Below are 20,922 nucleotides of genomic sequence, written 5' to 3'. Positions count from 1 at the left end.
CTTGAATTCGTGTTAGAAAAAACAAAAGCCTAACGCTCATCATCAGAACGTCTGAGGCTAGGCTTTCGTTTTCATGGAATTGTTATATCAGATGACGGTCGCTCGGCCTCGATTATTTCGATGCTTTCGCCCACACTTCATCCAGCTTCTGCAGGAACTGCTCGCCTGTCATGCCCGGATTCATGAAGTACTCCTGCGTAGCCGGAGCCAGGTCATTGGTGATGATTCCTGATGGGAAGTAGTTCAACGCCCAAGTGATCGTCTCACCCTTCGTTGTTGCTTCGTGCACGGCTTGAGACAACGGATCCAGATCGCCTGCTTCAATATTCGTTAAAGCCGGAATGAATTTGAAATCGTCTACGATGGCTTTCTTGCCGCTGTCGCTGGTAAAGAGCCAGTTCAGGAAAGCGTTTGCGGCTTTGACTTCCTCAGCATCGGCCTGATTGTTTACGACCCAGTAGCTTGCCACGCCTACGGCGATTTTGTCGTTGCCGGCGAGCGGGAACGGCATCATGCCGACTTTGGAGCCGAAGTCACCGAAGTCCGCAAGCATGGAGTAACTCCAGTTGCCTTGATGCACCATAGCTGTTTTTTCCGTAGCGAAGTCGCCCATCTGGCTATCATATTTCACTTCCAGCGGATTCTTGGTGTTGGCCTTGATGACGTCCATGAATTTCGCCCACTCTTGGAACTCCTTCGTGTCGGCCATCTTCACTTCGCCCTTGTTCAGCTGGTCGATGAAGGCCAACGGATCGGATTGAAGCGCAAACGGCGTGTTGATGATGTGTCCGATCAAGAAGTAAGCCTCCTGGGACAAACTCAAGCCGTTCTTGCCGTCAGCTTTCAGCTGCTCCAGTGTCTTGGTGAAAGAATCTAGGTCTTTCATGTTAGCCGGATCTACCAGATCCTTGTTGTATACGAGGCCAAAACCTTCTACGCCGTATGGAACGCCGACGGTTTTATCATCGACCTTCAATTCCATGTCAGGCGCAATGTTCTTAACATACTCTTCACCGCTCAAATCGGAGAAATAGGATTTCAGCTTCTCGGACTCGGGCCCTGGAGCCACGCTGAATATGGTCGGTCCCTGGTTGCTGCTGAGCTTCGCTACCAGCTGCTGCGAATAAGCATCACCTGCGGCACCCCATACCTCAACCTCATTGCCGGTTTCTTCTTTATAGGTTTTAACCAAAGCTTCAAGAGGTTCTGTAATTTCAACTTTCGATTGGAAGAGTGTAATTTTCTTCAGCTTATCTCCCCCGGATGCTGCTCCAGAATCATTGTCAGATGTACCACCACAGGCTGCAAGTGTCGCAACCAAAGCCGTTGCTGTTAGTATGCTTAATACCTTTTTTACTTTTTTCAAGTGACACGCCTCCCCCTTAAGGACTCTATAAAGTAAAACGTTTACAAACCCATCATAGGGCGGTTTACCTAGAATGTCAATAAAAATTGTACGCGTTTTCATAAAAATACTAAGTAAAAAAACTAGTAAAATTCTTGATATTTTACTAGTCACAATCGTAAAGTTTATCTCACCGTTTTTCTCCACTGAATGGTGGCATTCAGCTTAAAGGGCTCCCTGCCCGTTGTGCCCTTGATCATCTCAAGCAGCTCCTTCGCCGCCAAATAACCGCTTTCATAACGCGGGATCGCAATCGTGGTCAAACCGGCCATCGCCGCCGCATCCGAATTATCGAATCCGGTGATCGAGATATCCTCCGGCACCCGTATTCCGTTCTCTTCCAAAGCTTTGATCGCGCCCAGAGCCATATTGTCATTTGCACAGACCAGCACTTCAGGCAAAACGTTGCTCAGGATCAGTATTTTGGCCGCCTGATATCCGCTTTCCTCGCTGTAGTCGCCATGAAAGTAATTGCGGCGGTCAAACACGATGCCATTCTTCGCAAGCGTATCCATAAATCCGGCGAATCGCTCCTTGTGATCCAGGGTAAACTCCAAGCCGCCAATGTATCCAAAATTCGTAAACTGTTTATCCACCAAGGCCTGGACCATTTCACACATCACGGGGTAGTTGTCCACGATCACGCTTTTGGTGTTGGCGTACTCGTTATCAATAATCCGGTCCATGAGAACGACGGGGAACTGCGGCGTGGCTACCGAGACTAAATATTCGTCCGTCATATTCCGATCCAAACTTATGGTACCGCTTGCAAATTTGCTGCGCATAAAATTGGTGCTGGATTTATTCGTACAGATGATAAGGTCATATCCATTCTCCGTCAGGCAATGGCTGATCCCCTTGATGATCTTTAAATAATAATCGCGATCAAAGTCGCTGAAGACAAATATAATCGTGTTGCTTTTATCGGATTTGGTTGACTTATGCGGAAAATAGCCGTGCTCCGAGCATAATCTCAGCACCCGCTCCCTCGTCTCCCGCCCCACGTTCTTGCGCCCGTTCAGCACGTTGGACACTGTAGACACCGAGACATCCGCGAGCTTTGCAATTTCCTTCAAACCACTCATGAATCCTATCCCCTCTCCAAAGGCGTTAGTAAATTTAATATAACATGGATTTATTTTTAATAAAATTTACTTATTTTGCTGGGGCGAGATTTTCCCTGGAACATCATTCTTGTCGCTGCTTGTCATGATACCCACTCAGGCCAGAAAACCTTTGGTCGTCACAGCAAAAAGCAGGCCACGCGAATCCATCGCCGTGACCTGCTAATTCCGAATATATTAGATTTCTTGCCCTTTATAAGGTTCCGCACCGCTCCTTGATCGTGAATGGATCTCTTGTTGTATCCACTCGTCCAGGCCGATTCACCAGATAAATGCCAAGCCCAATACACATTGTGCCGGCCAAGGTATACCAATGCAGCTGCTCGCCTAGTATAAGCCATCCGGATAATACGCCAAACACGGGAATGAGGAACAGATACACGTTCGCTTTATTGGGATCGCTATTGCGCAGCACATAATACCAGGTAACGAACTGAGCAATCGAGCTCATCAGGATCATCCAGCCCAGAACAAAGAGCTCCTTGACGATCTGGGACGAATCCCATACAAAATGCGGCTGCTCCAGCAGCGGACTTGCGATGAGTAGAAGGATGCCCCCGATCAGCATCTGATAGGCAGCCATGACCCAAGCGTCAAACTCCTTGCCCCAACGGGAACTTAGCAGCGTCGCCATGCCCCAGGCCATCCCCGCACCCAGCGCAAACCAGAATCCGCTCTGCATCTGCATCTCTAAGCCTTGCGTAATGAATACGCCGATAAAACCGATGATCACGCCCGCCCACTGAAGAAGACGATACCTCATACCGAAGATTAGGAAGCTGAACACGATGAACCAGATCGGGTTACTGGAGGACAGAACCGAGGAACTGCCAGAAGAAATGGTCTGCATGCTCAGGTAGATGCCGCTCATCACGAGTGCCGATTGAAACAGACCGATCGTTGCCAGCTTCAGCCAGGCAGCGCTGCTCCTGGGATGGGCCCGTCTTACAATGAAGGGCAGCAGCAGAAGGCCCGCGCCCACAAACCGGATCGCCAGCAGCACGAATGGGGAACCGAAGGACAGCGCCATTTTGCCGATCGGGAAGTTAAGTCCCGCAACCAGCATCGTAAATATCGTCAGAAACAGCATACGCGGTTTGCTCATGCCATGAATTCCCCTCTCCTTACCAAGTGTATCCTCAGTTTATTCCGACCTTCATATCATGTAAAATAATTAAATAAGATATAAACCATCACTGTGAATGATGGATATAAGGAGGCTGCTAAGGTGGAAAGTGGGGATCTGAAGATATTCCAGGCTGTTGCCCGTGAAGGAAATATAACCAAGGCTGCAGCCAGCCTTGGTTACGTGCAATCAAACGTGACCGCTAGAATCCGGCAGCTTGAATCCGAGCTGAACACGCCTCTGTTCTATCGGCTCAGCCGCGGCGTTGCCTTAACTTCGGCCGGCTGTAATCTGCTCAAATATGCCGATCAGATTACGCGTTTGCTTGACGAAGCCATGAAATCGACTAAATTCTCGGAAGAACCGTCGGGGCCGCTGCGGATCGGCTCATCGGAAACCACGGCCGCGGTCCATCTTCCCGGTATCATGCTGGATTATCATAGACGATATCCTGACGTGAAACTGTCATTAATTACAGGCCACAGGGCTGACTTGATCCGAGCCCTGAACGAGTATGAACTGGACGGGGCATTTATCAGCGGACCTCTGGATTACCCGGACTTTGACGAAATCCGAGCCTTTGACGAGGAGCTTGTCCTCATCTCGGAACCCACGGATGCTGCGCTTCGCGATTTGCTCACCAAACCGCTGCTGTTCTTCGGCAAGGGCTGCTACCACCGTAAACGGTTGGAGCAATGGCTTCATGAAGAGAACGTCGGGCCCATGAACATTATGGAGTTTGGCACGTTGGAAGCCATCATGGGCGGTGTGGCCGCCGGGCTGGGCATCTCGCTGCTAACGCGTTCTTCCGTTAAGGACTGGGTGGATGCCGGGAAATTACAGGCTTTCCAAATCCCCAAACGTTACCGCAGCTCCAGGGTCCATTTTATATTCCGGCGCGACTTGTTTCGCACCAGCGCCTTTAATCATTTTATTGAGCCGTTTCAGAAGTCCGAATGAATACTTCGACCGGAACGTGAAAACCCGTGGCCCTAAGGGTCACGGGTTCTTTGCGCGACAGGCTCTTTTATCTCGGTATTCGGTCTGCCGAAGGCTGCAGAAATCCCGATACCTCGGGAGCCAGCACTTCCGGCGCCATCACGACGGCAGAATGGTCCTGACCAGGCAGCATTCGGTGCTCGCACTGAGGGAGCAAGTCGACCAAAGCGCTCGCGGCCCCATGGAACACAGCTCCGCTGTTCTCGCCCGTCATCACCATCACCGGGACATCAACATCCCAGCGATCTGCTGGCAGCGGTTGGCCGGATTGCGTGCTCCCCATGATCATGCCGTCATAGGCCAATGTATGCGCCATGCCCTCCATGACCTGCCAAGAAGGATCTGCCTTCATGAATTCTATATATTCCGCGGGGATTCCCAGCGCTGCCGTCATGAAATATTCCACGGCTTCGCTGCGCCTGCTCCCGGCCATCAGCGCATTCAAATGCTGCACGTATTCCGCCGGTACGGGCTCGCGGCTATCGTCAATGATAAACGGCGGCTCATATAAAAACAGTTTTCTAACTTTACTGCTTCCGAGTTTGCTCGCCGCATCCAGAGCCAGAACAGCGCCCGAGGAACTTCCGAATACATACGCGCTGCCGCCCGCCTCCTGAATAAGGGCATCGATATCTTCGACCTCACGTTCAATGGCATACGGAGCCGTATCCGTGCTGCTGCCCCGTCCCCGGCGATCATAATTGTAAACGGTGAAATGTTCGGACAAAAGCCCCCCTAGGCGCGTTGTATCGTTGTGATCCGAAGCTGCTGCAGCTACAAGAATGACAGCCGGACCAGTCCCTTTCTTTTCATAAAAAATACGGGTGCCGTCATTTGACATAACGTAGTTCATGATCATCTCTCCTTTTATCTTCCTTTAATTTATGTACAAGCTGATTTCATCCTCGAACCGTTCCAGCGTATCTGCGTATCCTTCCACCATTCCCATGCCTTCAGCAGCCTCCAGCTGCTCTACGCTAGCAAAATGGGTGATGATGCTTAGCCTGGTCCCTTCCCCGCCCACTTCAAACGTAACCGAGGTTAACATGTCACTGCCTGCCACGGGGCTCCAGTCCTGATCCGTAAATGTATCCGTATAGACGAGCTTCGATAACTCCACCACTTCGGAGTAGGTCGCCTTGCAGAAGGCTTCTTCCCCTTCTCCCGCCGCATCGGGAGCCAGTCTATAGCGCCATACGCCGCCCGGTCTGACATCCATCTCATATACCGTGGCATTCCAGTTCTTTGGCCCCCACCAGCGTTCGATGTGTTCCGGCTTCGTCCATCCCTGCCAGGACAGCTTCAGAGGTATCGATACGACACGCTCCACGGTCAGCTTCCGCTGCTCCCGGTCTTTCGTGATGGTGGTTTTCCTGCCCATGTGGATTCCTCCTATCTGTGAAATCGGCTCTGCGTGCAGAGCCGGATCTTCCTGTGGAGCTAGTTATAAAAAATTGGTTTAACTCTCCTTTCCGTTGAAGTCGCTCATATAGTCCTCGAACTTGTCGAGTCTCTCTTCCCATAGTCGACTGAACGAATCGAGCCAGACGTCCAACTCCTGAAACGGCTGGGCTTCAAGACTATAAATGCGCTGCTGTGCGTTCTTACGGACTTTCACCAGCCCGGCCTCGCTCAGTATCCGCAGATGGCGGGATACTTGGGGCTGGCCGATTCCCAGAGTCTCTACGATGTCGCTGACCGATCTCGACCCTTGCTTTAAGAGTTCGACTATGTTGAAACGGTTCGGCTCCGAGATCGTGAACAGGGTTAGTTGCATAGCTGAAGTATTCATGGTTTCAATATACACCGAAGTGTATATACGTGTCAACGTATATATTATATTCTTTTCAGCATTCATTTGACGCAAAAAACGCGACATCAATTTCATCCACTCGGACATGCTGCATAATCTATTCAGATGCTCAACGAACGCTGCTTATGATCCATGGGGCGTCCTATTCATTTGTCCCGGCACGCTAACAACATCAAAAAAGAGACCCCAACATAGGGCCTCTTTGGCTTAAACGACTCTATAAGATACGACGATACAAAGCTATAAAGCTTTCAGGACATCCTTATGGCTGAATGGACACTTGATGCAGCTGCATGATACCGTTCGGATGCCGCCAGAAGCCCTCCACCTTGCTGCTGACTCCGTTTAAATACTCCTGATGATGGATATACAGCATCGGCGCTAACTCAACCAGCTTCTCCTGCGCCTGCTTATAGATGAGCTTGCGTTGTTCCGGATCGTTCTCTTTACGCCCGGCATCCAGCAGTTTATCCAGTTCCGGATCCTTCGTGAAGGTACGGTTGCCCGGCTCCCCTACATTTTTGGAATGGAATAATTCATACATGCCATAGTCGGCATCGGCCGTTACCGTGGACCATCCGAGAACAAACATATCATGTTTGCCTTCTGCGGTTTGGGCCAGATATGCTCCCCACTCCACCACTTCGATTTTGACTTCAACATTCAATTCCTTCAACTTGGATTGTACGTACTCGGCGATCTTAATCCGTTCCGGATTGTCATTGGTCCAGATGGTCGTTGAGAAGCCCCCCTCATAGCCGGCCTCCTTCAACAGCTCTTTCGCTTGGTCGATGTTATGTTCGATCGGCTTGACGGTAGCATCATAGCCGTTCACGTCCGGTGCCAGTGGACCGACGGCAGGGATGCCCGTGCCTTCGTAGATACCCGAGATGATCTCATCCTTATTGATGGCCATCGATAAGGCTTGCCGAACCCGTACATCGTTGAACGGCTCTTTGTTATTGTTAAACCCGATATACGACAGACTCAGCGATGCCTGACGGTTCAGGGACATGCCGTCCGTGCTCTCAATGCGGCTGATGCTGCTCGGCGACACCGGATCGATAATATGCGCATAGCCGGTTTCCAGCTCCGCGATCCGCGTTCCCTCTTCGCTTACGACCTTAAACGTGACCCGTTCAACCTTCGCTTTATCTCCCCAATAATCGGCATTCGCCACCAGCTTCACTTCCTGTCCGGGGTTCCAGCTCTCTAATTTGAATACGCCCGTACCTACAGGGTTCTGCGCCAGATATGCGCCTGCCTTCTCGCCTGCCTTCAGTTTCTCGTAATCCAGCTTGATGGCTTCCGCACTAACCATGCTCACCGCAGAATGGGCCAGATGGGCAAGCAGCGGCGAGAAGGCATATTCGGTCACGAGCTGCACCGTGTATTCGTCAACGACTTTAACCTCTTTGATCATGCCGACAAGCGATGCGCGAGGAGAAGCAACCTCCGGATCCTGCATACGATCAATGTTGGCTTTGACCACCTCTGCATTGAATGGAGAGCCGTCCGTAAACTTCACGCCCTGTCTCAGCTTGAACTCCCAAGTCAATTCATCGACCGCTTTCCAGCTCTCGGCGAGCCCTGGCTGAATATTCAGATCCTTATCATGAATCACCAACGTGTTATAAATATGCGTTGTCATTACGCTCGTTTGCTGGTCCGTCGACATATGAGGGTCCATGGATGGCGGATCAGAAAGCCAGGCAATCACAAGCTCATTCGCACCGGTGTCGGTTGTTCCTTCGGGAGGATCTTTGGCCCCCGGATCAGGAGTTGGCGTATTGCTGCCGTTTGGCGGCGTTTCGGGGTTACTGCTCTTGCTTGGACTACTGCACGCAGACATCATTACGGCAAGTATGACCAAAATGCAGACAAGCCACTTTAATCTTCTATTACCTGTCATGTGAAACAAACTCCCCTTTCTCAATCAAAATAGGAAAATATTTCATGCACAGTTAACATATATTTTACTATTTGATATTTATACCAGTAGAAGCCAGATTTACCTCACGTTTCTACGATACCAATTCTGACATCCATACTTGGAGAAAGGATGATTTCACTTGCCTAACATGACCGCTGATGCCAGAACACAAGAATCGCTCCCTAGTGGAACTCGCCTCGTACAATGGAAATCTTTCTATCACCGTCTGAAGAAGAACAAAGCGGCCTTATTCGGGGGTTATTTTCTCCTGCTGATGATTCTTGTCGCGATCATTGGCCCCCTGCTCACCCAGTATGATCCGACCAAAGTGGATTATTCTACGAAACTGCTGAAGCCGTCCGCTGACCATTGGTTTGGTACGGACCACAACGGGCGAGATATTTTCACAAGGATTATCCATGGCATGCGTCTTACGCTCTCGGTCGGTTTTATTTCGGTCATTATCGGAGCAGCCTTTGGTGTCGTGCTCGGAATCATATCCGGCTATTACGGGGGTAAATGGGATGCGCTCATTATGAGAATTACCGATGTTATGCTGGCGTTTCCCGGCATTCTGCTGGCATTGGCGGTTGTCAGCGTTCTTGGAAAAAATCTGTTCAACGTGATCATCGCTGTCAGCATCTTCTCGATTCCCACCTTTGCCAGAGTCGTGCGCGGCTCGACGCTGGCCGTGCGCAAGCTCGAATATATTGATGCCATGCGTTCGCTGGGCGCGAGCGACGGTCGAATCATCTTCGGGCATATTCTGCCGAATATCACATCCCCTATCATCGTGCAGGCTACGCTGCGGATAGCTGTTGCCATCCTGACCGCCAGCGGCCTGTCCTTCCTCGGTCTTGGCGCGCAGCCGCCGACGCCGGAGTGGGGAGCCATGCTGAATGATGGGCGCAACTATATTATGGAGCACCCCCATGTTGCCCTGTTCCCCGGCTTGTCGATCGTGTTTGTTGTCATCGCATTTAATCTGCTGGGTGACGGCTTGCGGGATGTCCTTGACCCGAAAATGAAAAAATAATGAAGGGAGCTGCCGGGCCATGCTCATCTATTCCATTCGAAGGCTGATTCAGACGATACCTGTTGTCATTGGCGTTACCATCGTCGTCTTTCTGCTGATGCACCTCATTCCGGGAGATGCAGCGCAGGTCATTATCGGGGAAGGGGCACCCAAGGAGCAGGTGGAGAAGATCCGCGAGAACCTGGGATTGAACGATCCGCTGCCGCTTCAGTATTGGAACTACGTCAGCGGCTTGCTGCAGGGGGATTTGGGAGATTCGATCCGCAGCAGCCGTCCCATCGCCGATGAAATATTCAAAAGCCGGTTCTGGATCACCGTCGAGCTTGCCGTGTACTCTACGATCCTGGCTGTATTTCTCGGCATTCTGGCCGGCATCATCTCCGCCGTCAAAAAAAGCTCGCCTGCCGATATCGGCGTCATGTTCATCGCCCTGTTCGGACTGTCGATGCCGAACTTCTGGCTGGGGCTTATGCTGATCCAATATTTTGCCGTGGATTTGGGCTGGTTCCGTCCCTCCGGCTGGGGCACGTGGTCGCAAACCGTCCTTCCCGTGATCACGCTCGGGACAGGCGGCGCCGCGATTATTGCCCGAATGACCCGATCCAGCATGCTGGAGGTCATCGGTCAGGACTACATTCGAACTGCCCAGGCGAAGGGCGTCCGGGAACGCGTCATTATCTATCGGCATGCCTTGAAAAATGCCATGATCCCGGTCATTACCGTCATCGGTCTAGAATTTGGCGGCCTGCTGGGCGGGGCGGTGCTGACCGAGTCCGTATTCGCCGTGAACGGCATGGGACGATACGTCATCGACTCGATCCGGGCAAGGGACTTCCCGGTCGTACAGGCAACCGTGCTTGTGCTCTCAATCATGTTCGTGCTCGTGAACCTGCTCGTGGACATCTCCTACCGTTACTTCAACAAGCGCATTGATTTCGATTGATTGGCGATTTTCAACTATATAACTTGCTGCGATAGTGGATCTCATGTCCTCATAACTTCACTAACAGGCAGAAAACAAGGTAATAGCGGAACTACAACCCTCTAATATCATCAAATATCGCTAATCCAGACCAATCCAGCTGTTTGGGAGTCCACGCGGACACATGATCCGTTATTTGCTGAGAATCGATCCATTTGGGAGGCCATGTGGACACACAATCCGTTTTTTACCGAAAACCGATCCATTTGGGAGTACATCCGGACACAGGATCCGTTATTTACCGATAACCGATCCATTTGGGAGGCCATCCGGACACAGGATCCGTTAATGTACCCTAAATCGCGAATTTAGCACGCAACATCTTGCGATAGCGGATCTCATGTCCTCATAACTTCACTAAAAGGCAGATAACAAAGGAATAGCGGAACTACTGTCCTTAAATATCAACAAGTATCGCTAATCCAGACCAATTGAGCTAATTTTGAGTCCATGCGGACATACGATCCGCTAGCAAATCAGCACAGACCTGCTACTTTGCTGAAATCGAGCTGATTGTGAGCCAATGCGGACACACGATGCGCTATTTACCGCAAATCGATCCATTTGGGAGACCAGCCGGACACAGGATCCGTTAATGTACCCTAAATCGCGAATTTAGCACGCAACATCTTGCGATAGCGGATCTCATGTCCTCATAACTTCACTAAAAGGCAGATAACAAAGGAATAGCGGAACTACTGTCCTCAAATATCAACAAGTATCGCTAATCCAGACCAATTGAGCTAATTTTCAGTCCATGCGGACATACGATCCGCTAGCAAATCAGCACAGACCTGCTACTTTGCTGAAATCGAGCTGATTGTGAGCCAATGCGGACACACGATCCGTTATTTACCGGAAATCGATCCATTTGGGAGACCAGCCGGACACAGGATCCGCTAATCAACCCAGAATCACGAATTTAACCCTCAATATCTTGCCATAGCGGATCTCATGTCCTCATACCTCCGCTAAAGAGCAGAAAATCAAGAAATAGCGGAATCACAGTCCTCGAATATCACCAATCCAACCAATTGAGCTAATTTTGTGTCCATGCGGACACAGAATCTGCTACTTGCTGAAATCGAGCTGATTGTGAGCCAATGCGGACATATACGTTCCACTATTTACCGAAAATCGATCCATTTGGGAGTCCATACGGACGCACGCAAGACCAATTAAAAGCGAAGGGAGCTTAGACAAGATGGAACAGCACGTTTCAAGTTTGCTCACGATCAAGAACCTGCAAACCTCTTTTTTCACCGAAATGGGCGAAGTGAAAGCGGTGGATGATATCAGCCTAACCGTGCACAAGGGGAGGACGCTCGGGATCGTGGGCGAATCCGGTTCAGGAAAAAGCATATTGTCTCTGTCCATCCTGCGGCTGATCTTTCATCCGGGACGAATCGTCGGTGGCCAGATCCTGTATAACGGTGTGAATCTGCTCGAACAATCCGACCGGCAGATGCGCAAAATAAGGGGCAATCAGATCTCGATGATCTTCCAGGAGCCGATGACATCGCTCAACCCGGTCTTCACCGTCGGCGATCAGATCGCGGAGGCCTACCAAATCCATGAGAATCTGAGCAAAAAACAAGCGATGGACAAAGCCGTTGAGATGTTGAAACTGGTCGGCATCCCCTCCCCGGAAAAAAGGGTCCGGCAATACCCCTTCCAGTTGTCCGGGGGTATGCGCCAACGTGTCATGATTGCTATGGCGCTGGCGTGCAATCCGGATCTGCTCATTGCAGATGAGCCGACCACGGCGCTTGACGTGACCATTCAGGCTCAAATTCTGGAGCTGATGAAGGAGCTGCAGCGAAAGCTGCAGATGTCGATTATTTTTATCACCCATGACCTGGGCATCGTCGCGGAAACCTGCGATGACGTAGCGGTTATGTACTGCGGAAAAGTGGTGGAGTATACCGATGTACGGACCCTCTTCAAGCATCCGAAGCACCCCTACACCATCGGCCTGATGAACTCGCTACCGCGGCATGATATCGATAAAGAAACACTGGAGCCGATTAAAGGCTCTGTTCCAAGCCCCTATGATCCGCAAGAAGGCTGCCGCTTCGCCCCCCGCTGTCCCCATGCAGCCAAGCTGTGCTATGACAAACTGCCGGAGCTTCAGGTGCTGGATGATAACCAGCAAGTCCGGTGCTGGAAATACACCGATCAATGGGAGACGGAAAGCGAGGTGAACGTTCTGCCATGAGCAAAGAGCTGTTAACGGTAAAGAATCTCAAGCAGTATTTTCCAATCAAGGGGGGCATCCTGGGCCGTACCGTCAACGTCGTAAAAGCCGTGGATGATATTTCGTTCTCCGTAGATAAGGGGGAAACTGTCAGTATCGTGGGCGAATCCGGCTGCGGCAAATCAACCACGGGCCGGGCCATCCTGAGGCTGGAGGAACCAACGGCCGGCGAGGTTTTGTTCGAAGGGACCGATCTGCTCTCCCTGAACAAAACGCAGATGACCCGAAAGCGCAAAGATCTGCAGATGATTTTTCAGGACCCTTATGCTTCGCTGAATCCTAGAAAAACAGCGCTGCAAGTCCTGGAAGAAGCGATGGACATTCAGAATGTCGTTCCCAAAAAGGATCGGCGAGGACGGGCCATCGAGCTTCTGGAAACGGTCGGCCTGGCCGCCTATCAAGCTAATCGGTACCCGCATGAATTCAGCGGCGGGCAACGGCAGCGGATCGGGATTGCCCGCGCCTTGTCCGTGAATCCCAAGCTAATCATCAGTGATGAAGCGGTCTCTGCGCTTGACGTGTCTATCCAGGCACAGGTGCTCAATCTGATGAAGTCGCTCCAGAAGGAATTTAAGCTGACCTATCTGTTTATCTCCCATGATCTCGGGGTCGTTCGGCATATTTCGGATCGGATTATCGTGATGTATCTGGGAACGATTGTGGAAATCGCGGATAAGCACTCCCTCTTCCGGCGCCCGCAGCATCCTTACACCCGCGCTCTGCTGTCGGCCATCCCGACGCTGGATCCCGAGCGTAAAAAGGAACGCATCATTCTCAAGGGGGATGTTCCGTCCCCGATCAACCCGCCTTCCGGCTGCCGGTTTCATACCCGCTGCATGTATGCCACGGATCGCTGTCGATCCGAGGCTCCGTTGCTTCGAGAAGTCGATGAGCGCGGAGGTCATCAGGCGGCGTGCCACTACATCGAAGAAATCGCAGCCGGTGCACTGGAGAAGGTGTAGCTTATACGCCGCCGAACGGATAACGGTACCTCTCTATAAAAGAGAAAAAAGCGAGAGCCCAAGGTCTCGCTTTTTCTTTTGCAAAACTTTAGCCTGCTAGTCGAAATCGAAGGATGATCTTCAGCTTCCACTAAGCCACTTTCATCGGGGCCGCTTCTCCCACCTCGCTTGGGACCATGTTTTTGCGTCTGTAGATGGAGAGGAGTAGGCCGACTGCTGCCATGTCCAGGATTTGGTTCATCCCGCTATAAGAGAAGAAGGGTGGTTCCAATGTAACCTTTGGAAGAATACCCAGCCCCATGAGCAGCGGCCAAAGCAGCCGAAAACCAAAAACAACGATGAGTACTGCAGCGATATGCTTCGCATAAGGATCCTTGTGAACCGTAGAAATATTCCATAGTCTAACGAGGAACAGCAGAATCAGCACGCCAACTACTATCCCAAACAACCAGCCGAAGCAATAGATGAGGTATGGAAACACGTTATCATAAAGGACATATGGGATCCTCGGTGTAGCTTGACCAAAACCTTGCCCAAACCAGCCTGCTGCTTGGATGGCATCCGCGTTATTTCCCATATACCACATTTCTTTGGCAGAAGGGTTCATAAATTCTCTCCACCGGAGCAGTAAATGATCTGTCTGGGTGCTGAGAAAAATAGCTACTCCGACAAGAGGCAGCGCCGCGATCATAGCGAATTGTTTCAAGCTTTTACTTGTTCTCCATGTCAAAATCAGGAACCCAATCACATAGATGTACGTGTAGATAATAGAGCTGCTTATGCTATAGAGGACCACAGGCAGTACTCCTCGATAGAGGATGTTCAATACCGCCTCCCACCGTCCCCATTGGCTGGCAGGCTTCATCCCTGCCAAAGCGAGCAGAAGCGGTATCAAGGAGAAAGTGATCATATTGACTCCAATGGGACCTATGTTGATATAGTCAGTTCTCCTATCGTGCAGTTGTCCATATACCAATGAAATGACCATTAGAATAACAATAAGGAAAAACACAGGGGCCGAGTATTTCTTTAGCTTTCGATAATCCAGAAAGTAAAAACCTATCAGGAATAATACTCCGATTCCGAAGCAAAACAACTTCCTCTCGACTAGGCTAACGGAATACCTTTCATCCGCGTAATAAACACTCACCATGCCAACCAGTCCAATGATTAAGAACAGGGCCAGCATAACGAGCAGCTTCCAGTCCAACTGAGGCCGATGAGCCATATGCAGACTTTTGCCGATATCCCCCGGATCCCCCATTTGTTTCACTGCTTCCTGTACAGCGAACTCTTCAGGATGTCCCTCCAGCATCAACAGTTCGACCCGATCCTCAATATGACCTAGCAGCTCCTCTCGAATCTCAAGATGCATTTGCTTCGTGCGCACTTGCTTGCACACCCGGTCCAAAAATTGCCGGACAACCATATTCTCCTCCATTTGCCGCATGTGGTTCCTCCTTGACCAGAATGTAAGTTATCGTTTGAATTGCCATAAGTTTGATGGCATTCCTCGAATATAGATAGGGGTTATTAGTTAAAACATGAATCTTTTTACAGTCCTTTACGATAAAAAAGATAACTCTCCTCACGATGGGTCTGGCGTTCAATCGTACCTCGGATGAACATCCGTGTTATATTGAATCCCGTTCCTCCTTAACCAATCCGAAGAGAGTTATCTAGTATCATGTAAGTTAAAAACAGCAGGTGTTGTACGATAAGTCTGTCCGATTAAAATAGAGGCTGCCTAGATAGACCATTTAACTAAGCCACCTTCATCGGGGCCGCTTCTCCCACCCCGCGTGGGATCATGTTTTTGCGTCTGTAAATGGAGAGGAGCAGGCCGACGATGGCAAAATCCAGCATGTTGTTGACGCCGCCATACGAAATAAAAGGAAAGTCCAGGCTGATAACAGGTACCTCTCCCAGTCCCATAAGGATCGGCATGAGCAGGCGCAGCCCCATTACCACGATGACACCCGTCACGATATTTTTCCCGTAGGAATCGTGAAGTACATTGGATATACTCCACACTCTGGCGAGGAACAAAAGAACAACCATTCCAACCACAATGCCAAACAACCAGCCGAAGCAATATATCAGATAGGGGTATATGGAGTCGCTATAAACGTACGGGATCCCCGGATTCGGCGCAGCAAAACCTTGACCGAACCAACCGGCAGAAGAAACGGCATCCGCGATGACCCGCATGAAATAACCACCGCCCCCCTCACGGTCTGCGAGCCCCTCAAGTCTCCACATGAGGTATACCCTTTTTGTAAACAAGATATAGGCTAATCCAAAAAACGGCAGCAGCGTTAGTACCGCAAATTGTTTAATATTCCTTTTCGTCGTCCAGGTCAGTACCAGGAACCCTAACAAATAGATGAACAAATACACCATGGAACCGCTCAAGCTGTATAGTATGATCGGCAGCACACCTCGATATAGGATGTGGAATACACTTTCCCATAGCCCCCACTGACTCGCAGGCTTCATGCCTGACAAGGCGATAAGGAGAAGAAAAACAGATGCTACACCGAGCATTGGGATCATAATTGGGCCGAAATCCAGGAATATCGTTAGTCCATTGACGTCAACACCCCGAATCAACGTAAATGCCATAAGGCATAACGTGATAAAAAACAACACCCCCGAGCACCTCTTAAGCTTTCGGTAATCCAGAAAATACAGACCGACGAGTAGGATCAGTCCTATACCGAAGAACGCGGCTTTTCTCACAAAAAAGTCCGATACGACTTCCGTACCCGAATAATCCACGCTCAGTGCCCCGAACAACCCAATCATCGAGAGCAAGGCCAGCAGGACAAGCAGCTTCCAGTCCAACTGAGGGCGATGAGCCATATGCAGACTTTTGCCGATATCCCCCGGATCCCCCATTTGTTTCACTGCTTCCTGCACCGCAGGCTCCTCCGCATTGCCCTCCAACATTAGAAGCTCCGTCCGCTCCTCGATATGGCCGAGCAGCTCTTCGCGGATTTCCGGATGCATGGCTCTTGCGCGTACCTGCTTGCACACCCGGGCCAGGAAGTCTTGGACAACCTTGTATTCTTCAACCGGTCGCACTAGCTTCCCTCCCCGATGACCGTATCCACCGCCGTACGGAATTTGACCCACTCCTTGGTCTTCTCATGGAGCTGTTCCCTGCCGCGCTCGGTAATCCGGTAATATTTCCGTTTGCGTCCATCATGCTGGCTCCAGGAAGAATCCAGCCAACCCTCCGCCTCCAGCGTGTGCAGAATCGGGTATAACGTCCCTTCCTTCATCAGGAACACCCCGTCCGAACTTTGCTCGATCTCCTTGATCAACTCGTACCCGTACATTTCCCGCTTGTTTAATACGGTAAGCAATAAAATGACGGTACTGCCTTTCAGCAGCTCCTTGTTAATGCCCATTCGCCCTATCACTCCAATACCTAGATAATCTATGTATCGTAAATCTATGTATATGAGTATAAAATAAGCGTCTCCACAATGCAACGAATGTTTTCGAGTCATTTGGCAATTCCCGCATCTACATTCTAATCAATAAATCGTGGCGCTCTTCGCACCTACCTTTTTTATGAGAACAGCAGCATACCCTAAGCACAGCAGTCCCAGGAATCTCCCCTGATCGTTCGAAATATGCCGGAATCCGCGGAAATTCGCCAGTACACCGAAAAGCCCGGCAGCTTCTGCTGCCAGGCTAATTCCGTCAGGCTAATTTAGCAGCTATTCAGTTCTTCCTTCTCCGAATGGATACACACACTTGAATCCTACATACTTTCGCGTGGAACAACTCATGGAATCCGGCCGAATTCATGAATATTAAATCGAACCATCACTGCAGCTGCACGCTTTCAATAGTAACCCTTACCTGGATCTCACCGCTCCTGTAACGTGCAACGCAAAATCCTCCGCATGACGCTGCAGCTCTTCATCCGTCAACTGCATGGCATTATGAACGGTAAATACCGGCAAGTAGATCGCGCCTACCAGGCTCGCCGTCACTTCATAGGGCCGTGTCAGCTCTTCCACCGTGTAGCGGTTGTATCCTGCACTGCCATAGGCTTCCGCGACTCCGCCGGTTGTAACGGCTACGCCCCACTCTTTTCCCTGGAGCTTGTCACCGCCCGGCCCATACGCCCATCCGAAGGTCAGCACTTCGTCGAACCAATGCTTCAGCAGGGGCGGTGAGCTGTACCACCAGAAAGGGAATTGAAACACGATGCGGTCATGCTGGAGCAGCAATTGCTGTTCGGCCTCGATATCGATGCCTCCATCCGGATACCGTTGATAGAGGTCATGAATCGTCACCTCATGATTATGTCTCGCCGTTTCGGTTAGTTCGCGATTGATCCGTGATCCCTCATGCAGACCCGGATGTGCAACGATCACCAGTGTTCTCACGTATGATCCCCCACCCTTTTCAGTCTCGTGTATGTATACAAAAGGTATCAATCCCGGATAACGCCCGAATATGAGAAATGTCACAGGTAGCGTTATCCGTCTGTGATACTGTAGCAAGGAACATAGCGGGCGGAAAAAGTACGCCAAGGGAGGAGAATGAGAACGTGGCCCTTGTTATTCAAAATGTCAGATTGGCCCATCGCATATATCGACTTACCGTTCAAGGCAGCTATTCGGCACGAATGGGACAGTTCTTCATGCTTCGCTGCTGGGATACCTATCCCGTGCTGTCACGACCGATCAGCGTTCATAACCAGACGGAGGACTCCGTTTCCTTCTTATATCGCGTGCATGGAACAGGCACATGGCTGCTATCGGCGCTTCAAGCGGGTGACAAGATTCAGCTGGAAGGACCTTTCGGGCAAGGATTCCCCGAGCCCCAAGGCCGGACGGCACTGGTAGGAGGCGGCATTGGAGTAGCCCCGCTGCTGCTGGCAGCTAAGGAAATACCCGAGGCCAGCGTATATCTGGGATACACCAGCGTCCCTTTCGGAGTCACCGGATTCCACGAGTTAGGCCGCAATGTCACCGTCAAATCCGGCGGCACCATTGTCGATGCAGTGGACCCGAGCCGCTATGATACGATATTCGCATGCGGACCGGTTGCCATGATGCACAGTCTGGCCCAAAAAGCGGAAGGTACCAGCGCCAAGCTCCACGTCTCCATCGAGAAGCGAATGGGCTGCGGCATCGGGGCATGCAACAGCTGCACGTTAACCTCCGCTGGCTCTAGCCGCAAGGTATGCACCGATGGCCCCGTATTTCCGGCGAAGGAGGTGAACTGGAATGATCTCCATCGATTGTGAACTGGCGGGCGTACCGCTGGCGAACCCGATTTTGGCGGCATCGGGCACGTTTGGATTCGGCAAACCGTATGCGGATCTGTATCCGCTTCGCAAGCTTGGAGGCATTATCTCCAAGGGACTGACCCTGACTCCACGAATTGGAAATTCAGGAACAAGGCTTTATGAAACGCCATCCGGCATCATGAACAGCATTGGCCTTGAGAATCCGGGCATCCCCGCTTTTCTGGAACGTGAATTATCCGAGATGACCTCGCACGGGACGGCGGTCATCGTCAATCTTGGCGGCGGCACCATACGGGAATATACGGAGGGCGCCGAGCTGCTTACCGAAGCCAGTCTCAAGTTACGGTCATCCGGCAAACGAGCCGTCGACATGATTGAGCTCAACATCTCCTGCCCCAACATCAAGGAAGGCGGGCTGGCCTTCGGCGTTGAGAATGAGCAGGCTCAAGAGGTGGTTCGCGCAGTCCGGAAAGCGACCACGCTGCCTCTGCTCGTCAAGCTCTCTCCCGGTGCAAGGGATTTGAAGGAAATGGCACGCATGTGTGAAGCCGAAGGCGCTGATGGTCTTTCGCTCATCAATACGATCCAAGCGATGGCGATTGATATTCGAGAACGGCGAAGCGTTTTTGACAGAGCCTACGCGGGGCTGTCCGGTCCGGCAATTAAGCCGATCGCGCTCCGCATGGTCCATCAGGTGGCACGGTCCGTATCCATCCCGGTCGTTGGAATCGGCGGCATCAGCAGCGCCGAGGACATCCTCGAATTCATTATGGCTGGCGCCGCTGCCGTACAGATCGGAACCTACAACTTCGTCAACCTGCGGGCCGGCGATACCCTGGCCGATGAATTGATTGAATTGATGGAAAGCGAAGGCATCCATTCGCTGGATGACATTCGAGGCATTATCTAACCTATGAACCTGCATACACAATCAACAGGATCATGCCGAACATGAAGCACCGAGACTCTTTGTGATTTTTTTCACCGATAACTATTCTTTTTAAGAATAAAATGAACTCAAGAACAATATTTGTGAAGTAATTCACAAAATCATAGGAGGAAACCAGAATGAAAAGGACACTCTCTCTATCCCTCTCCGTCATGTTGATGTTTGCGCTGCTCGTAGGCTGCGGAGGCAACGGAGACAAAGAGCCTGTCACCACGGACAAACCGGCAGAGAGCCAAAACACGGATAACGCAAGTAATACAGAACAGCCTTCACAAGAAGGAACCCTGCAGGACGGCTTATATTACGCCGAAGGCGATTTTGCCGAAGACTCCGGCTGGAAGGAACTTGTAGCGATTAAAGTCGAAGGCGGCAAGATCGTCAGCGCCAACTGGAACGGACTTCATAAGGACGGCGGCTTGGACAAGAAGATGTTTTCCGAAAAAGGCTTCTACGGCATGAAGGAAAAAGGCGGCGCTCAAGCGGAATGGCATGAGCAGGCAGCCAAAATGGAGGAATATCTGGTGGCTCAGCAGTCGATTGAAGGCTTGACCTTGAACGATGAAGGCCGCACGGATGCCGTGTCCGGGGTATCAATCCATGTCAACGGTTTTACGGAACTGGCAGCAAAAGCGCTGGCGGCGGGACCTGTTGAAGCAGGACCATACAAAGACGGCAGTTATCACGCAGAGGCAGCTGACTTCGATGCCAAGTCCGGTTGGAAGGAAACCGTCGACGTTACCGTTATTAATGGCAAGATCGCCGCGGTCAGCTGGAACGGCGTTCATAAAGACGGCGGCACCGACAAAGTCACCCGTTCCAAATCCGGTGAATACGGCATGAAGAACGGCGGAGCTCAATCCGAATGGCATGAACAGGCTTACCAAGCCGAGCAGTATTTGATTGAAAAGCAAGATCCGCAAGCAATCGTAACGGCGGAAGACGGCAAAACCGATGCAATCTCCGGTGTGTCCATCCACGTCAACGGATTGGTAGAGCTGGCAACAAAAGCACTCGAAGGCGCCAAATAAGCCACAAGAGCGATAGATAGAAGACAACTA

General features: G+C 51.0%; 19 protein-coding genes. 8 read left to right on the top strand and 11 right to left on the bottom strand.

All coding sequences use genetic code 11. From position 1 onward, the window contains the following. Positions 1-112 precede the first annotated feature (112 nt). The 3 genes from PAEVO_RS22865 to PAEVO_RS22855 all read right to left on the bottom strand — a co-directional run bounded on the left by PAEVO_RS22865 (position 113) and on the right by PAEVO_RS22855 (position 3,634). Entirely contained in the window at positions 113-1,366 is a 1,254-nt protein-coding gene (locus PAEVO_RS22865) for an ABC transporter substrate-binding protein (RefSeq protein WP_100539829.1), read from the bottom strand. Between the two features lie 164 nt (positions 1,367-1,530). Beyond that, complete coding sequence (locus PAEVO_RS22860) at positions 1,531-2,490, bottom strand: LacI family DNA-binding transcriptional regulator (RefSeq protein WP_100539828.1); 960 nt, start codon at positions 2,488-2,490, stop codon at positions 1,531-1,533. A 232-nt stretch (positions 2,491-2,722) separates the two neighbouring features. Next, a complete protein-coding gene (locus tag PAEVO_RS22855; protein WP_100539827.1) occupies positions 2,723-3,634 on the bottom strand; it encodes a DMT family transporter in 912 nt (303 codons plus the stop codon). Between the two features lie 123 nt (positions 3,635-3,757). Here PAEVO_RS22855 and PAEVO_RS22850 point away from each other — a divergent pair, with 123 nt between their 5' ends. Then, positions 3,758-4,615: a LysR family transcriptional regulator gene (locus PAEVO_RS22850; protein ID WP_100539826.1), complete on the top strand. Its 858-nt coding sequence runs from the start codon at positions 3,758-3,760 to the stop codon at positions 4,613-4,615. Positions 4,616-4,682: 67 nt separating this feature from the next. Here the strand turns inward: PAEVO_RS22850 and PAEVO_RS22845 are convergent, their stop codons facing one another. The 4 genes from PAEVO_RS22845 to PAEVO_RS22830 all read right to left on the bottom strand — a co-directional run bounded on the left by PAEVO_RS22845 (position 4,683) and on the right by PAEVO_RS22830 (position 8,379). Then, entirely contained in the window at positions 4,683-5,507 is an 825-nt protein-coding gene (locus PAEVO_RS22845) for an alpha/beta fold hydrolase (RefSeq protein WP_100539825.1), read from the bottom strand. A 24-nt stretch (positions 5,508-5,531) separates the two neighbouring features. Continuing rightward, entirely contained in the window at positions 5,532-6,035 is a 504-nt protein-coding gene (locus tag PAEVO_RS22840; protein WP_100539824.1) for an SRPBCC family protein, read from the bottom strand. Between the two features lie 78 nt (positions 6,036-6,113). Beyond that, entirely contained in the window at positions 6,114-6,431 is a 318-nt protein-coding gene (locus PAEVO_RS22835) for an ArsR/SmtB family transcription factor (RefSeq protein WP_036674202.1), read from the bottom strand. 298 nt (positions 6,432-6,729) lie between these two features. Next, positions 6,730-8,379, bottom strand: a complete 1,650-nt coding sequence (locus PAEVO_RS22830) for a glutathione ABC transporter substrate-binding protein (protein WP_100539823.1) — start codon at positions 8,377-8,379, stop codon at positions 6,730-6,732. Positions 8,380-8,539: 160 nt separating this feature from the next. Here PAEVO_RS22830 and nikC point away from each other — a divergent pair, with 160 nt between their 5' ends. From nikC to PAEVO_RS22810, 4 genes are all read left to right on the top strand, one after another. Beyond that, positions 8,540-9,436 carry a nickel transporter permease gene (gene nikC / locus PAEVO_RS22825; RefSeq protein ID WP_100539822.1) on the top strand — a complete coding sequence of 299 codons (897 nt, stop codon included), beginning with the start codon at positions 8,540-8,542 and terminating at the stop codon, positions 9,434-9,436. A gap of 19 nt (positions 9,437-9,455) precedes the next feature. Beyond that, on the top strand, positions 9,456-10,379 hold the full coding sequence (locus PAEVO_RS22820; RefSeq protein ID WP_012818632.1) for an ABC transporter permease: 924 nt from the start codon (positions 9,456-9,458) through the stop codon (positions 10,377-10,379). A 1,243-nt stretch (positions 10,380-11,622) separates the two neighbouring features. Continuing rightward, a complete protein-coding gene (locus PAEVO_RS22815) occupies positions 11,623-12,636 on the top strand; it encodes an ABC transporter ATP-binding protein (protein ID WP_100539821.1) in 1,014 nt (337 codons plus the stop codon). Continuing rightward, positions 12,633-13,637, top strand: coding sequence for an ABC transporter ATP-binding protein (locus tag PAEVO_RS22810; protein ID WP_100539820.1), 1,005 nt, complete (start codon positions 12,633-12,635; stop codon positions 13,635-13,637). The genes PAEVO_RS22815 and PAEVO_RS22810 overlap by 4 nt, the downstream gene beginning before the upstream one ends. Positions 13,638-13,767: 130 nt before the next feature. Here the strand turns inward: PAEVO_RS22810 and PAEVO_RS22805 are convergent, their stop codons facing one another. From PAEVO_RS22805 to PAEVO_RS22790, 4 genes are all read right to left on the bottom strand, one after another. Further along, the gene (locus PAEVO_RS22805) at positions 13,768-15,087 is read right to left on the bottom strand and encodes an FtsW/RodA/SpoVE family cell cycle protein (RefSeq protein ID WP_100539819.1); all 1,320 of its coding nucleotides are present in this window, start codon (positions 15,085-15,087) and stop codon (positions 13,768-13,770) included. Positions 15,088-15,401: 314 nt separating this feature from the next. Next, positions 15,402-16,724 (bottom strand): FtsW/RodA/SpoVE family cell cycle protein, encoded by a 1,323-nt coding sequence (locus tag PAEVO_RS22800; RefSeq protein WP_100539818.1) that lies wholly within the window; start codon positions 16,722-16,724, stop codon positions 15,402-15,404. Further along, positions 16,724-17,053: a PadR family transcriptional regulator gene (locus PAEVO_RS22795; RefSeq protein ID WP_009595865.1), complete on the bottom strand. Its 330-nt coding sequence runs from the start codon at positions 17,051-17,053 to the stop codon at positions 16,724-16,726. Before PAEVO_RS22795 ends, PAEVO_RS22800 begins: the two co-directional genes overlap by 1 nt. Positions 17,054-17,509: 456 nt before the next feature. Continuing rightward, positions 17,510-18,046, bottom strand: a complete 537-nt coding sequence (locus PAEVO_RS22790; protein ID WP_100539817.1) for an NAD(P)H-dependent oxidoreductase — start codon at positions 18,044-18,046, stop codon at positions 17,510-17,512. Positions 18,047-18,210: 164 nt separating this feature from the next. Between PAEVO_RS22790 and PAEVO_RS22785 the strand changes: the two genes are divergently transcribed. The 3 genes from PAEVO_RS22785 (at position 18,211) to PAEVO_RS22775 (ending at position 20,892) form a co-directional block, all read left to right on the top strand. After that, positions 18,211-18,912 (top strand): dihydroorotate dehydrogenase electron transfer subunit, encoded by a 702-nt coding sequence (locus PAEVO_RS22785; protein ID WP_100539816.1) that lies wholly within the window; start codon positions 18,211-18,213, stop codon positions 18,910-18,912. Further along, complete coding sequence (locus PAEVO_RS22780; RefSeq protein WP_100539815.1) at positions 18,893-19,825, top strand: dihydroorotate dehydrogenase; 933 nt, start codon at positions 18,893-18,895, stop codon at positions 19,823-19,825. The genes PAEVO_RS22785 and PAEVO_RS22780 overlap by 20 nt, the downstream gene beginning before the upstream one ends. 158 nt (positions 19,826-19,983) lie before the next feature. Next, the gene (locus tag PAEVO_RS22775) at positions 19,984-20,892 is read left to right on the top strand and encodes an FMN-binding protein (protein WP_100539814.1); all 909 of its coding nucleotides are present in this window, start codon (positions 19,984-19,986) and stop codon (positions 20,890-20,892) included. The last annotated feature ends 30 nt before the right edge of the window (positions 20,893-20,922 follow it).

Origin of the sequence: Paenibacillus sp. GM2FR, assembly GCF_002803325.1 — a bacterium.
Taxonomy (GTDB): Bacteria; Bacillota; Bacilli; order Paenibacillales; family Paenibacillaceae; genus Paenibacillus_AQ; species Paenibacillus_AQ lautus.
Note: the sequence above shows the minus strand (reverse complement) of the source record. Positions and strands in the feature narration are given on the sequence as shown.